At 74.1% G+C, this 13,715-nt stretch carries 9 protein-coding genes; 4 read left to right on the plus strand and 5 right to left on the minus strand.

Annotation, left to right across the window (positions count from 1 at the left end):
• Positions 1-131: 131 nt before the first annotated feature.
• A complete protein-coding gene (locus tag ACIRD3_RS09385; RefSeq protein WP_402213576.1) occupies positions 132-1,025 on the plus strand; it encodes an AAA family ATPase in 894 nt (297 codons plus the stop codon).
• Complete coding sequence (locus ACIRD3_RS09390) at positions 1,022-2,467, plus strand: VWA domain-containing protein (protein WP_402213578.1); 1,446 nt, start codon at positions 1,022-1,024, stop codon at positions 2,465-2,467. Before ACIRD3_RS09385 ends, ACIRD3_RS09390 begins: the two co-directional genes overlap by 4 nt.
• 138 nt (positions 2,468-2,605) lie before the next feature.
• Here the strand turns inward: ACIRD3_RS09390 and ACIRD3_RS09395 are convergent, their stop codons facing one another.
• The 3 genes from ACIRD3_RS09395 to ACIRD3_RS09405 form a co-directional block, all read right to left on the minus strand.
• Positions 2,606-3,577: an alpha/beta fold hydrolase gene (locus tag ACIRD3_RS09395; RefSeq protein WP_402213580.1), complete on the minus strand. Its 972-nt coding sequence runs from the start codon at positions 3,575-3,577 to the stop codon at positions 2,606-2,608.
• 150 nt (positions 3,578-3,727) lie between these two features.
• The gene (locus ACIRD3_RS09400; RefSeq protein ID WP_402213582.1) at positions 3,728-7,237 is read right to left on the minus strand and encodes a S8 family serine peptidase; all 3,510 of its coding nucleotides are present in this window, start codon (positions 7,235-7,237) and stop codon (positions 3,728-3,730) included.
• A gap of 362 nt (positions 7,238-7,599) precedes the next feature.
• Positions 7,600-8,451, minus strand: coding sequence for a siderophore-interacting protein (locus tag ACIRD3_RS09405; protein ID WP_402213584.1), 852 nt, complete (start codon positions 8,449-8,451; stop codon positions 7,600-7,602).
• 81 nt (positions 8,452-8,532) lie between these two features.
• Between ACIRD3_RS09405 and ACIRD3_RS09410 the strand changes: the two genes are divergently transcribed.
• Complete coding sequence (locus ACIRD3_RS09410; RefSeq protein WP_402213586.1) at positions 8,533-9,327, plus strand: TetR/AcrR family transcriptional regulator; 795 nt, start codon at positions 8,533-8,535, stop codon at positions 9,325-9,327.
• 22 nt (positions 9,328-9,349) lie between these two features.
• Here the strand turns inward: ACIRD3_RS09410 and ACIRD3_RS09415 are convergent, their stop codons facing one another.
• Together ACIRD3_RS09415 and ACIRD3_RS09420 are read right to left on the minus strand one after the other, a co-directional pair.
• Positions 9,350-10,315, minus strand: coding sequence for a trypsin-like serine protease (locus ACIRD3_RS09415; RefSeq protein WP_402213587.1), 966 nt, complete (start codon positions 10,313-10,315; stop codon positions 9,350-9,352).
• A gap of 95 nt (positions 10,316-10,410) precedes the next feature.
• Positions 10,411-11,649: a HEAT repeat domain-containing protein gene (locus ACIRD3_RS09420; protein ID WP_402213589.1), complete on the minus strand. Its 1,239-nt coding sequence runs from the start codon at positions 11,647-11,649 to the stop codon at positions 10,411-10,413.
• Between the two features lie 265 nt (positions 11,650-11,914).
• Here ACIRD3_RS09420 and ACIRD3_RS09425 point away from each other — a divergent pair, with 265 nt between their 5' ends.
• Positions 11,915-13,687 (plus strand): S8 family peptidase, encoded by a 1,773-nt coding sequence (locus ACIRD3_RS09425; protein WP_402214029.1) that lies wholly within the window; start codon positions 11,915-11,917, stop codon positions 13,685-13,687.
• Positions 13,688-13,715: the final 28 nt, after the last annotated feature.

A 13,715-nucleotide genomic window follows, 5' to 3' on the forward strand; every position in this document is an offset into this window, starting at 1 on the left:
GCCGTACGCCGCTCCCCCGTGCCCGACGCCCCAGGCCCGTGCCCGCGGCGCTAGCACGCCGGAGACACCGAAGTGACCGGCCGGTAGGGTGGCGCCGCACGGAGACGGCGAACCGGAACGGAGCTGGGCGCATGAGCGGCAACGACAGTGGCAACGGCACGAAGGGCACGGGCTTCTTCACCTCGGTGACGGACGCCGCCGAACAGCTCGCCGCCACCGGCTACCTCGCCTCCACCGCCGTCGCCACCACCGTCTTCCTCGCCGACCGCCTCGGCAAGCCGCTCCTGGTCGAGGGCCCCGCCGGGGTCGGCAAGACCGAGCTCGCCAAGGCCGTGGCCGCCGTCGGACGGGCCCGGCTGGTCCGGCTGCAGTGCTACGAGGGCATCGACGAGGCCCGCGCGCTGTACGAGTGGAACCACGCCAAGCAGCTGCTGCGGATCACCGCCGGCCGCGACGAGGGCTGGGAGGAGGCCCGCGGCGACATCTTCGGAGAGGAGTTCCTGCTCACCCGCCCGCTGCTGACCGCCATCCGCGGCGAGGAGCCCACGGTGCTGCTCATCGACGAGATGGACAAGGCCGACGTGGAGGTGGAGGCGCTGCTGCTGGAGGTGCTCAGCGACTTCCAGGTGACCGTCCCGGAGCTCGGCACCATCACCGCGAGCCGCCGCCCCTTCGTCCTGCTCACCTCCAACGCCACCCGGGAGCTCTCCGAGGCGCTGCGCCGCCGCTGCCTGTTCCTCCACCTCGACTACCCGGACGCCGAGTTGGAGCGCCGGATCGTCCGCCTCAAGGTGCCGGGGCTGGACGACACCCTGGCCGAGTCGCTGGTCCGGATCGTCGGCGCCCTGCGCGCGATGGAGCTGCGCAAGGCGCCGTCCGTCGCCGAGACCATCGACTGGGCGCGCACCCTGCTCGCCCTCGGCGCGGACACCCTCGACGAGGCGGCCGTCCGGGACACCCTCGGGGTGATCCTCAAGCACCAGGACGACATCCGGAAGGCCGCCCAGAAGCTCACCCTCGCATGACCGCCCAACCCCTGCCGAGCGGCACCGCCGACACCGCCGCCCGCCTCACCGGCCTGGTCCGCGCGCTGCGCGGCCACGGCCTGCGGATCGGCCCCGCCGAGACGGTGGACGCCGCCGCCGTGCTGGACGTGCTCGGCTTCACCGACCGCGAGCGGATCCGGGCCGGACTGGCCGCCGCCCTGCTGCGCTCGGAGGGACAACGGGCCGTCTTCGACGCCACCTTCGACCTGTTCTTCCCGCTCGGCGTCGGCACCCCCGAGGCCGTCCGCGCCGATCCGCCGGCCGTCCCCGACGACCCCGAGCCGCCGCGCTTCGGCCGCCCCGACCCGCTCCGCGACGACCTGCGCGAACGCCTCGCCGCCGCCCTCGCGGCCGACGACCGCGCCGCCCAGGCCCGGCTCGCGGGTGAGGTCATGGAGGCCTTCGGCCGGTACGGCGCACCCGGCGCCTCCGGTGCCCCCGGCTCGGACGGCTGGTCGGCCCAGCAGGCGCTCGGCCGGCTCTCCCCCGAGACGCTGCTCGCCCGGATCCTGGCCGCCCTGCGCGACGGGCCCGGCCCGGCCGACCTCTCCGACCTCGTCCTCGCCGACGAGGTCCGCCGGCGGATCCGCGACTTCCGCGCCCTGGTCACCACCGAGGCCCGCCGCCGGGTCGCCGAGCTGCGCGGCCCCGAGCGGATCGCCGAACGCGCCGTCGCTCCCACCGCCGACCGGGTCGACTTCCTCTACGCCGGCCGCGACCAGCTCGCCGAACTGCGCCGCACCGTCCACCCCTTGGCCCGCAAGCTGGCGACCCGCCTGGCCGCCCGACGCCGCCGCGCCGCCCGCGGCCACATCGACCTGCGCCGCACCCTGCGCCGCTCGCTCACCACCGGCGGCGTGCCGCTGCGCCCCGCCTACCGGCTGCGCCGCCCGGCCCGGCCGGAGCTGGTGCTGCTCTGCGACGTCTCCGGTTCGGTCGCGGGCTTCGCCGACTTCACCATGCTGCTGGTCCAGGCGATGAGCGAGCAGTTCGGCAAGGTCCGGGTGTTCGCCTTCGTCAACCGCACCGCCGAGGTCACCGACCTGCTCCGCGACGGCGACGACCCGGCCCGGCTGGCCGCCCGGATCCTCACCCAGGCCAAGGTGACGGGCTACCACGGCAGCAGCGACTACGGCTCCGCGTTCGGCGGCTTCGCCGAGCACCACCTGGACGCCGTCGGCCCGCGCACCTGCGTCCTGATCCTCGGCGACGCCCGCACCAACCACCGCGACCCCGGCCTCGACGCCCTGCGCCGGATCGCCGCCCGCGCCCGGCGGGTCATCTGGCTCAACCCCGAGCAGCCCGCCCTCTGGCCCACCGGCGACTCCGCCGCCCACGCCTACGCGGGCGTGGTGGACATGCACTCCTGCCGCAACGCCCGCCGCCTCGGCGACCTCATCACCCGCCTCCTGCCGGTCTGACCGGCCGGCCCGTCGGACTCCCGGCCGAGCCGCGACGACGGCTGACCGGCCCCCTGGTACGCGCGGCGCGTCCCGGGCGGCCGGCGGAGGCCGCCCGGGACGCGCCGGACCTCGCCCAGGGGCGCGCCGGCCCGGGCCTCAGTCCAGCGACGCGAGGAAGTCCAGCAGGGCCTCGTTGACCTCGGCGGGGCGCTCCTGCTGCGTCCAGTGGCCGGTCTCGGGGAGCCGGACGTGGCCGTGCAGGCGCGGGGTCACCTGCTGCAGCAGGTAGGCCATCACCCCGGGCGGGACCATCGCGTTGACCAGGTCCTGCTCGCCGACCACGTAGAGCGCGGGGGACTCGATCCGCCGGCCGTGGAAGGCCGCCATCAGCTCGTTGTTGCGGTCGATGTTGCGGTACCAGTTGAGCCCGCCGGTGAAGGCGCGTTCGCCGTGCCGTCCGTAGTCGGCGGCGAAGGCGTCGACGTCCGCCTCGGTGAGCCAGCCGGGCAGCCGCTCCGGCTCCGGGATGGTGTCCAGGAGCTTCATGCCCTCGGGAACGACCCAGGCCCTCGGCTCCCCGCCGGGGCGCAGGCCGGTGCCGAGCAGGCGCCGGAAGGTGGACTTGGGGTCGGCGGCCAGTTCGGCGTCGGCCCGGCCCGGCTCCTGGAAGTAGATCTGGTAGAAGCCCTCGCCGTACTTCTCCCGGGCGGACGCCAGCGGGGTCGGCCCGGACGGCAGCGGCGGCACGCTGAGCCCGGCGACGCCGCGCACCAGGTCGGGGCGCAGCGCGGCGGTGGCCCAGGCGACCGGCGCGCCCCAGTCGTGCCCGACCACCACCGCCCGCTCCTCGCCGAGCGCGGCGATCAGCGCCGTCACGTCGCCGACCAGGTGCAGCAGGGTGTAGGCGTCCACGCTCGCGGGCTGCTCGCTGCGGGCGTACCCGCGCTGGTCGGGCGCGACCACCCGGTAGCCGGCCTCGGCCAGCGGCGCGAACTGGTGCCGCCAGGAGTACCAGCTCTCCGGGAAGCCGTGCAGCAGCAGGACCAACGGCCCCTCCCCCTGCTCGGCGAGGTGCAGCCGCACCCCGTTCACCTCGACCTCGCTGTGCTTGATCGATTCGTACGACACCTGGATCCCCAATCGTCAGAACATCCGTCCGTTTCCGAACCTGCCCAGCCGGCCGGCCCAGGAACCCCGGATCGTCGCCGGGACGACAAGCGGCCGAGGCCGCCCCGGGAATCCGGGACGGCCTCGGCCTCGAACGTGCCTGACCGGAGGTCAGTTCACGGTGTAGCTGTACGGGATCGCCGCGAGCACCGCACCGGTGGTGTTCAGGACGTTGTTGGCGGTGGCCACGCCGGTCGGGCCGGACACCAGGTACAGCACGCCCTTGACGGTGCTGCCCTTCGGGCCGTTCGGGGTCAGGGTCACCTGCAGCGAGCCGGTCGCGCCGGGCTCGACGGTCACCGGGTCGGCGGCCTGGGCCGAGGCGTTCACCGAGGCGGCGTACGGGTCACCGGTGCTGGAGGTCAGCGCCGGGTCGAAGGCCTGGGTGTGCGCGGTGGCCGTGATGGTGGAGGTGCCGGTCGGGGCGCCGCCGGTGCCGAACGGGCCGATCTGCTGCACGAAGGTGCTCCAGTTGCCCGGGACGACCGGCTGCTCGGCGGTGCCGTTGTCGGTGACGACCGAGATGGTGGAACCGTTCTGGGCCTTCTTCAGGTCGCCGAAGAGGTCGGGCGAGCCGGTGGTGGCGCTCAGCTCGATCTGCGCCGGCGTCGAGGACGCCGCCACGGCCTTCAGCTGGTCGGTGCCCGGGGGCACCAGGAAGAACGGCACCGAGGAGCTCAGGCTGAGCGGCAGGTTGAGGCTCGCCGAGGCGCCCTGCGGCACCAGCGGCAGGTCCACCCGGCGGTCCAGGCGTCCGTCGGCCGCGATCTTCTGGGTGGCGACGGTGTTGTTGGTGTAGTTCACCTGGACGGTGACCGGCTTGCCGGCCGCCAGCTTGGTGCGCGCGTCGTTCGGGAGCCCGGCCGCGGTGGCCTGGTTCTGGTTGAACGCGACGGTGCCGGTGAAGTCCTGGGCGAGCTGCTGGCCACTGACCGGGCCGAGCACGTTCAGGACGAACCGCCAGCGGCCGGCGGCCGGGTTGACGGTGGTGGCCGAGACGCCGGCCGCGGTGCCGGTCAGGTTGCCCTGGGCGTCGAACCGGCCGTTGCCCTCGATGTCGATCGGGGTGCCGTTCGGGCTGATCAGGGCGCCCTGCATGAGCAGGTTGGAGTCCTTGCCGACGGTGACGCCGACCCGCAGGTCCTTCTGGCCCTTCGGGACGTCGAAGCCGTAGGTGAAGCTCTGCGTCGGCGAGGCGCTGCGGCCGTTGCCACCGGTGATGGTGCCGGTGAAGGTGCCCTTGCCCTGGTTGACCGGGACGAGGCTGCGCAGCGTGACCGGGACGCTGGTGGTGTTGCCGTTGGAGCTGGAGACGACGATCGCCTCGCTGGAGTCACCGCTGGTCGCCGGGGTGGTCAGCTGGACCTTGAGGGTCTTGGTCTGACCGGGCTTGAGCTCGGTGCTGCTCGGGCTCACGGCGCCGGCCGGCACCGCGCGCTGGGTGGCGGTGCCGAACTGCACCGGACCGGTGAAGCCGTTCTTGCCCGCCGGGGTGTAGAGGATCGCGGTCCACTCGCCGGCCACCGGGTGCGGGACGTCCACCAGGCCGAAGTTCGCCGGGGTGGCGCCGCCCTGCGGACGGGTGTTGGTCTCGAAGCGGCCCGACGGGTCGAGCAGCGTCATGCGGACGACCGGGCCGTTGGTGACCGGGTTGGGCGCGCCGTGCCAGGCGATCGAGGCAGCGAGGCGGTCGGCGCCGGCCGGGACGGTGAACTTGACCTGCTTCTGCACCCAGTCCACGCCGTTGGTCGCGTACTTGAAGGTGTCCGTCGAGGCCGAGTCCAGCTGGACGGTCTGCTGGTTGCTCGACTGCGGGGCGAAGCTGCGGGTCGCGGCGCTCACCGTCTGCGGCTCGTCACTGGTGTTGGTGACGGACACGTCGGTGGTGTGGGCCGAGCCGGGGGCGCCGGCGATGTCGACCTGGCCGGTGTTGACCACGACGGTGTTGGCGCCCTCGGTGCCGTCCCCGTCGTCGTAGCCGCGGGCGGCCTCGACGGCGGCGCGGACGTTCAGCAGGCCGGCGCCCTGCTCCTCGGCGGGCACGCCGAGGTCGGTGGCGGTGCCGGTGAGGAACTTCTTGACCAGCGCGGGGGACGGCGAGTCACCGCCGTGGGTGTCGCGGTAGGCCTGGATGACCAGGGCCGCGGCGCCGGTGACGAACGGGGCCGCCTGGCTGGTGCCGCCGAAGGGCTGGATCGGCGAGGGCTTGCCGTTGAAGCCCGTGCAGTCCTGGTACTTGGCGGTGTCGGGGGTGCACAGCGCCCAGTCCGACTCGCCCGGCGCGACCAGGTCGACGGTGCGACCGGCCTGGGTGAAGCCGCCGGAGGAGAGCGCGGAGATGCGGTTGTTGCTCCAGGTCTTGTTGGAGAACTGGGCGGCCGCGTAACCGGTCTGCTGGTAGTTCTGGTTGTCGGTGGAGGCGCCGACCGAGATCACGTACGGATCGGTGGACGGCGTGCCGACGGTGCCGCTGATGCCGGCGTCACCGGAGGAGACGGCGACGGTGACACCGGCCTTGACGGCCTGCTCGTTGAAGAGCGAGATGGTGTCGTGGGCACCGCTGTCCGGGGTGACGTTGCCGCCGAAGGACTCGTTGAGGACGTCCACGTGGGCGACCCGCACCGCGTAGTCGATGGACTGCAGGATCGACGAGTTGGACATCAGCTCGCCGCCGGCCTTCAGGGCGACCAGGTCGGCGTCCGGGGCGAGGCCGCGGATGCGGATGTTGCAGCCGGCCGGCAGCGGGTGCGAGGGGTTGACGAACTGCGAGACGTCGTAGGTCTGGCGGCCCTGGGCGATGACCGCCGAGGCGTCGCCGAAGGCCTCGGCGGCACCGGTCGGCGCGTCCCAGCCGTCGCCCGCGAAGTCCTTGTAGTCGACGACGGCGTGCGAGCCGTCGGCCCGGATGAAGTCCGGGTTGTTCGGGTCGAGGCCGTCCGCGATGTAGGCGACCTTGACGCCCTTGCCGGTGGCCAGGTTCTCCACGCCGGCCTTGCCGTTGCCGGTGTAGGCCCGGACCGAGTAGAGGCCCTCGGGCTCCAGCAGCGGCTTGCTCGGGTCGGAGGGGCACGCCGTGTTGGTCGCGTTCTCCTCGGCGCCCTGGCCGTTGCTGCCCGTAACGGCCTGCGGTGCGGCGGCGGCCTTGGGCGCCTTCGCGCCGGCGGCGTTCGCGGAGTCGGCGGCGTCCTTGGCCTGCTTGGCCTTGCCGGCGGCGGCCGGGGCGACCTGGACCTGGGTGTCCGCCACCACGGAGGAGACGGCCGGGTCGGCCTGGAGCTGGGCGCGCAGGGCGGGGCTGACGGTGGCCGAGAAGGCGTTGCCGACCACGAAGGTCTTGATGTCGGTGCCGCCGCCCGCCTTCACCTTGTTCAGCAGCGGTGCCTGGGAGTCGGCGGCCTTCTGCTGGCGGGCGCCCAGGTGACCGTGGTCGGCCGGGGCATCCGTTATCTGGTCCTTCAGGATCACGATCACCGGCACCGGGGCCCCGTCCGCGGACGCCGCCTGGGCGTTCTGCGGTTCCGGGGTCGGAGCTGCGTTGGCGCCGGTCCCGAAGCTCAGGACCATGGACGCGGCGGTGACCGTGACGGCAGCTGCTAGCTGGGTTTTCCGCCAGCCGATCATGGACATCCTTTCGTCTGATGAATGGCTGACGCAATCCAACGCACCTGAACGCGATCACGACAAGGGGGTAAATCCCCATCAGAAAGTAAAGTTGACCATCTCTCAGTAAAATTCGCGGCGGAAATCGGGCCGAATCCGCATCTTTCAGCCGATCGGCCCTGTCCGGCCCCGAACACCCGCTCGCCGGCGATTCCGGTGGCGAACTCCGGACACTGGCGAAAACCCGCCACCGGTCGGCCGCTTTGTCGACACCGCGACATTCCCTTCCCGCGTCGGCGCCACCGGAAACGGGGCGCGCCGGAAAACGGGGCCCCGCGCCGGGAGCGGGGCCCACGCCGGGAACAGGGCCCCGCGCGCCTGGTTCAGTGGCCGGCCAGGCGCTCCTGAGCGTCCGCCAGGTCCTCGGCGGTCGGCGCGTCGTCCTGGGTCAGCCGGTGGCGCCAGTAGCCGGTGAAGTCGACGGACGGCTTCGGCACCCCGCGCTCCTCGACCAGGTGGCGGCGCAGCGCCCGGACCGCGCCCGCCTCCCCGGCCAGCCAGGCGAACGGGGTGCCGGCCGGCAGATCGGCGGCCCGGACGGCTCCGGTCAGCAGGGCGCCCGGGGCGGCGCCGTCGCGGTGCAGCCAGTGCACGGCGAGTTCGGCGCGGCTCTCCAGCGGCTGCCGCTCGGCCTCGTCCGCGACCTCGACGTACGCGAGCGCCCGCACCCCGGCGGGCAGGGCCCCGACCAGCGTCGCGAGCGCGGGCAGCGCCGTCTCGTCCCCGGCCAGCAGCACCCAGTCGGCCGCCGCGGCGGCCTCGGCGAACGGGACGGGCGGGGCGTACAGCGCCGAGGGACCGACCATCCCGAGCCGGTCCCCCGGTGCGGCGCGCCGCGCCCAGGCGGCGGCCGGCCCGGTGTCGCCGTGCAGCACGAAGTCGATCTCGACCAGGCGGGTGCCGGGGTGCCGCCGGCGCAGGGTGAAGCTGCGCATCGGGGGCCGCTCGGCCTCCGGGATCGCCAGGTAGGCCTGGTACCAGCCCGTCGGGTCGTCCTGCGGTGCGGGCAGCACCGGCTCGGCCTGCCCGGGGCGCGGGAAGCAGAGCTTGAGCTGCTGGTCGGGCGCGCCGCCGACGGTGTCGGCCAGCTCCTCGGCCGCGAAGGTGATCCGGGCGGTGCGCGGAGTGATCCGGCGCGTCTCCACGACCTCGACGAAGGTGACGGGCAGTGTCATCGCGAAACCCCTTCGATTGATAACCTTACGGCATAAAGCGTTGCCGCCGGGTCGACATTTTACGCCATAAGGAGATGCTGGATGACCGTCTACGCCGGACAGGGCGACGCCCGCCGCTCGCTCGCCCTGCTGTGGGGCGCGCCCGAGGAACCGCGCACCGGACGCAGCGGGCCCAAACCGGGCCTGAGTGTGGACGCGATCGTGTCCGCCGGAATCGCGGTGGCCGACACCGAGGGCATGGACGCGCTGTCGATGCGCGCCGTGGGCGAACGACTCGGCCGCACCGCGATGGCGCTCTACACGTACGTCCCGGGCAAGGCCGAGCTGCTCGACCTGATGCACGACCGGGCCTTCGCCGAGCTCGGCCCACTCGGCGCACCGCCCGCCGGCGCGGCGGCCCCCGAGGACTGGCGGGACGCCGTCACCGCCTGGGCCGAGGCACTGTACGCCTGCTACCTGCGCCACCCCTGGGTGCTCCGGATCTCGCAGGCCCGCCCCGTCCTCGGCCCGGCCGAACTCGCCGCCATGGAAAGCCTGTTGCGCGCCCTGCGGCCCGCCGGGCTGGACCCGCGGCGGCTGCGCGGCGCGGTCGCCGCACTCTGGCAGTTCGTCCGCGGCCTGGCCGCCACCACCGCCGAGACCCGCGCCGCGGCCGCCGCCACCGGCGTCGCGGACGAGGACTGGTGGATCGCCCGCTCCAGCCGACTGGCCGAACTCGCGCCGGACTTCGCCGATCGCTTCCCGCTGCTCACCGGCCTGCAGAGCGCCACCGGCGGCTCCCCCGAGGACAGCCACCGGGAGGCGTTCCGCACCGGCCTCGCCGTCCTGCTCGACGGCGTGGCGGCGACGGCGGCCGCTCCGCCCGCTTCCGCCTGACCGGCGGGCCGGCTGACCCGCGTCAGCCGGCCCGGCGGGCCTTCCGGCGGCGCAGCACGAGGATGGTGCCACCTCCGCCGACGACCAGCGCCGCGGCCGCCCCGACCAGCGGCGCGGTGCGGTCGTCCGTACCGGTCTCGGCGAGGCCGGAGCCGCCCTGCGCCGGCGCCTGGACGGCGTTGGCGGCCATGGTCGCCTTGATCCAGTCCGCGTACGCGGGGGCGCTGGTGTACAGGCCGGGGCCCTGCGAGCAGGGCGTCTTCGGGACGCCGGGACCGGAGGTGACCCCGACGAGCTCCCACCGCTCGTCCCGGCCCTTCTGCAGCTGCGGGCCGCCGGAGTCCCCGTGGCAGGCCATGGCCCCGGGCTTGGGGCTCACCGTGCACAGCCGGTCCGGGCCCGCGTAGCCGGGCGCGCACTCGGACTCGGTGCCGAGGCGGGTGTTCAGCTCCTGGAGCCGCTCCGGGAACCGGAGTTCGCCGTCGACGGTGGTCCCGAAGCCGAGGAGCCGGGTCGCGGTGCCCGCCCGCCCGGCCGCCGGGGCGATCCTGATCGGCTGCTCGGTGACCGGCCGGTCCAGGCGTACCAGCGCGAGGTCGTCCTTGTTGGCGCCCTTGCCCTCTCCGTTGACGTACCCGGGGTGGACGAAGGTCCGGTCGATCGTCCGGACGGTGCCCCCGGTCTTCCGCCGGTCGCTGCCGACCCGGACGGTGCCCTCCAGCTCCAGCCCCTCGCCCGTGACGCAGTGCGCCGCCGTCAGCACCCACTGCCGGTCGATCAGCGCCGCCCCGCAGTTGCCCTCGGGAATGCCGAGCGTGGGGGCCGACTCCGGGATCGTCGCCATGAACGGGTAACTCTCGCCGGAGTCGGCACCGTTGACGATCGCCCCGGCACTTCCCGCCATGAGCGTGGCACAGGCGGCGACGGCGAGGGCTCCGACGGCGGCGACGCGGACGGTGCGGCCGCGGGGGGACTTCAGGCTGAACACTGGGCGTTTCCTTCGGTTCGGGAGTACGTCGGTGTCCAGCCTGTCCGTCGAAGATCCACCGGACCACGGTGGCAGCAGGTGGATGGATCCTCAGGTCAGCGGCCCGCAGGGGGTGGGGTTATCCCCCCCTGTGACGAGTCCGGCGCCCAGCGTGCGCGGATGCGGCGCGCGGTGCGCAGTCCCTGCTTGGCGGCGGTCGCGACCAGCCCGCCGAGGCCGGTCCTGGCCTGGTCCTGGGCGGCGAGGCGCGCCAGGACCGGCAGGGCCCGGTCGTCGGCGGTGGCGCCGAGGGCGCGGCAGGCCAGTGCCCGTAGGTCCGGGTCGGGGCCGGCGGTGAGGGCGATCAGGTCGTCGACCACCGGCGGGCCGAAGGCGGCGATCGCGGCGGCGAGGTGACCGGCCTTCGGGTTCCGGCGCTCCGTCATGGCCCGCCAGAGCGCCGCGAGCGCCGCGTCGCCCCCGATCTCCCCGAGGGCGCGGGCGGCCGCGCCGCCCACCCAGTGGACCTCGTCGTCCAGCCGCGCCGCCAAGGCGGGCACGGGGGTGCGCTCCCCGAGCAGCCCGAGCGCCTCGCAGGCGCCCTCGCGGACCATCGGGTCGGGGTGCTCCAGCAACGCCGTCACCAGCGGGACGGCCCGGCGCAGGCCCAGTGCGGCGCAGGCGAGCGCGGACCACCGCACCCCGCCGTGCCGGGTGTCGGCGAGGGCGCGCAGCAGGCCCGGCTCCAGGGCCTCGTCGCCGAACAGATCGATCCGGTTGAGCGCCTTGGTCCAGACCGTGAGGTCCTGCGTCCGGTGGTCGCCGGCGACCTCGCGCAGGGCGGCCAGCGCCTGCGGGTGGCCGCGCTCGGCCCACTCCAGCAGCGCGTCGACAGCCCGCACCCGGACGGCCCGGCCGCCCCGCAACTCGGCGGCGTGGACGGCGACCAGGGAGTCCGGCCCGTCCGGCGGGTGGCCGAGCGCGGCGCCGAGCGGGCCGGCGAGGGCCGGCTCCAGGGCGCCGAGCCGCAGGGCCAGCGGGCCGATCCGGGTGCCGACGTCCGCGTCGTAGCGCCCGTCGCCGCGCAGGTTCGCGGCCAGCTTGGCGACGGTGCGGAACAGCGGTTCGGCCAGGTCGGACGAGCCGTCCGACGGGCCGTGGGCGAGGGCGTCGGACGGGCCGTCGGCGAGGGCGCCGGCGAGGGCGCCGAGGCGGCCGGACATCGCCGCCTCGACGGCTGCCGGTGGCCGGCCCGCGGCCCGCAGGACCGTCTCCGCCCAGGCGAGCGGCTCGCCCTGGCGCTCGTACAACTGGCGGCCCCAGAGGCGGAGCAGCGCGTCGCGCTCGTCGATCATGCCGGGATCCTCCCAGCGCGGGCGCCGGGCTCCCAGCGGATTCCCGCCGGGGCAGGGGCATGCGGAAACGAAACTGTAACGCTTGCGTGAAAAGTCATCAGGCGTAAAGTCTTCCCCAAGTCCCGGTCTATCTGGCATGTTTCCTTCAATTCCCGTGCGATCCCCGCGATCCCCCTCACGCACGGGCCGAATCGGAGGACACGTGTCACCCCTGATATCCCGGCGGCTCGGCCGCCCGGCCGCGGCCCTCGCCGTCGTCTCGGCGCTGGCCCTCGCCACCCCCACCGCGTTCGCGACCGCCGCCCCCGCGACCACCGTTCCCGCCGTCCCCGGCACCGCCGCCAAGGCCCCCGAGGCGCCCGCCGCACCCGCCGGCGCGGCCGCCACCGCCGCCGGCTGGGCCGCCGGCACCCGGGCCTACCTGGTGATCAGCGCTCCCGCCGACGTCGCCGCCGCCAAGGCCGCCGTCGCCGCGAAGGGCGGTACGGTCTTCGCGAGTTACGACGCGATCGGCGTCATCGTCGCCCACTCCACCGACGCCGGCTTCGCCGCCGCGCTGCGGACCGTCGCCGGCATCCAGCAGGTCGGCGCGACCCGCACCGCCGACGTGCCGGCCGACGCCTACAACCCGGCCCTGCCGGCCAACCCCGCCCAGGCGGCCACCACGCTCACCGAGTCCAACCGCTGGGACATGACCCAGATCAAGGCCGACCAGGCCTGGGCCGTCAGCCTCGGCTCCCCGTCCGTCAAGGTCGGCGTGCTCGACACCGGCGTGGACGACCAGCACCAGGACCTCGCACCGAACTTCGACGCCGCCGACTCGGTCTCCTGCGCGTACGGCAAGGCGGACACCCGCACCGGCGCCTGGCGCGACGTGGACTCCCACGGCACCCACGTCGCCGGCACCATCGCGGCCGCCAAGAACGGCAAGGGCGTCATCGGCGTCGCGCCCGGCGTGAAGATCGCCTCGGTCCGGATCGCCGAGCCGACCAGCACCCTGTTCTACGCCGAGAACACCGTCTGCGGCTTCGTCTGGGCCGGCGACCACGGCTTCAAGGTCACCAACAACAGCTACTACACCGACCCCTGGCAGTTCAACTGCCCGAACGACCTCGACCAGGCGGCCCTGATCGAGGGCGTCAAGCGTGCCCAGGAGTACGCCGAGGGCAAGGGCTCGCTGCAGGTCGCGGCGGCCGGCAACGCCAACTACGACCTGGCGAACAAGACCACCGACACCGAGAGCCCGAACGACTCCACCCCCACCACCCGCACCATCAGCAACGCCTGCCTCGACATCCCCACCGAACTCCCCGGTGTGGTGACCGTCGCTGCCACGGGCAGCGGCAGCGGCAAGGCCTCCTACTCCAACTACGGCCGGGGCGTCATCGACGTCGCGGCGCCCGGCGGCGACGGTGCCACCTCCGTCTACTCGACCCTGCCCGGCGGCAAGTACGGCACCAAGAGCGGGACGTCGATGGCCTCCCCGCACGTCACCGGCGTGGCCGCGCTGATCGCGAGCACCGACCCGTCCCTCGCCCCGGCCGACATCCGGGCCCGCCTCGCCGCCCAGGCCAACGACCTGCCGTGCCCCGCCTCGGACAGCCGCTGCACCGGCACCACCGCCAACAACGGCTTCTTCGGCGAGGGCCAGGTCGACGCGCTGAAGGCGGTCGGCGGCGCGACCCCGCCCACCGGCAAGTACTTCGAGAACCTCACCGACGTGGCCATCCCCGACAACACCACGGTGGAGAGCCCGATCACCGTCACCGGCGTCACCGGCAACGCGCCCGCCACGCTCAAGGTCGGCGTCGACATCAAGCACACCTACCGCGGTGACCTCGTCCTCTCCCTCGTCGCCCCCGACGGCACGGTCTACCTGCTGGAGGACTTCCCGAACAACGACAGCACCGACAACGTCGCCAAGACCTACACCGTCAACGCCGCCGCGAGCGCGGCGAACGGCACCTGGAAGCTCCGGGTGAAGGACGGGGCGGCCGGCGACACCGGCACCATCGACTCCTGGAACCTCACGTTCTGACGGTCCTGAAGGCTCTGCCCCACCGCGG

Origin of the sequence: Kitasatospora sp. NPDC093550 (assembly GCF_044764985.1) — a bacterium.
In the GTDB taxonomy this organism is placed as follows: Bacteria; Actinomycetota; Actinomycetes; order Streptomycetales; family Streptomycetaceae; genus Kitasatospora.

Bases quoted from the DNA above. Each gene is read 5' to 3' on its own strand.
- ACIRD3_RS09385 (WP_402213576.1), top strand. From the start codon at position 132: ATGAGCGGCAACGACAGTGGCAACGGCACGAAGGGCACGGGCTTCTTC.
- ACIRD3_RS09390 (WP_402213578.1), top strand. From the start codon at position 1,022: ATGACCGCCCAACCCCTGCCGAGCGGCACCGCCGACACCGCCGCCCGC.
- ACIRD3_RS09400 (WP_402213582.1), bottom strand. From the start codon at position 7,237: ATGATCGGCTGGCGGAAAACCCAGCTAGCAGCTGCCGTCACGGTCACC.
- ACIRD3_RS09405 (WP_402213584.1), bottom strand. From the start codon at position 8,451: ATGACACTGCCCGTCACCTTCGTCGAGGTCGTGGAGACGCGCCGGATC.
- ACIRD3_RS09410 (WP_402213586.1), top strand. From the start codon at position 8,533: ATGACCGTCTACGCCGGACAGGGCGACGCCCGCCGCTCGCTCGCCCTG.
- ACIRD3_RS09420 (WP_402213589.1), bottom strand. From the start codon at position 11,649: ATGATCGACGAGCGCGACGCGCTGCTCCGCCTCTGGGGCCGCCAGTTG.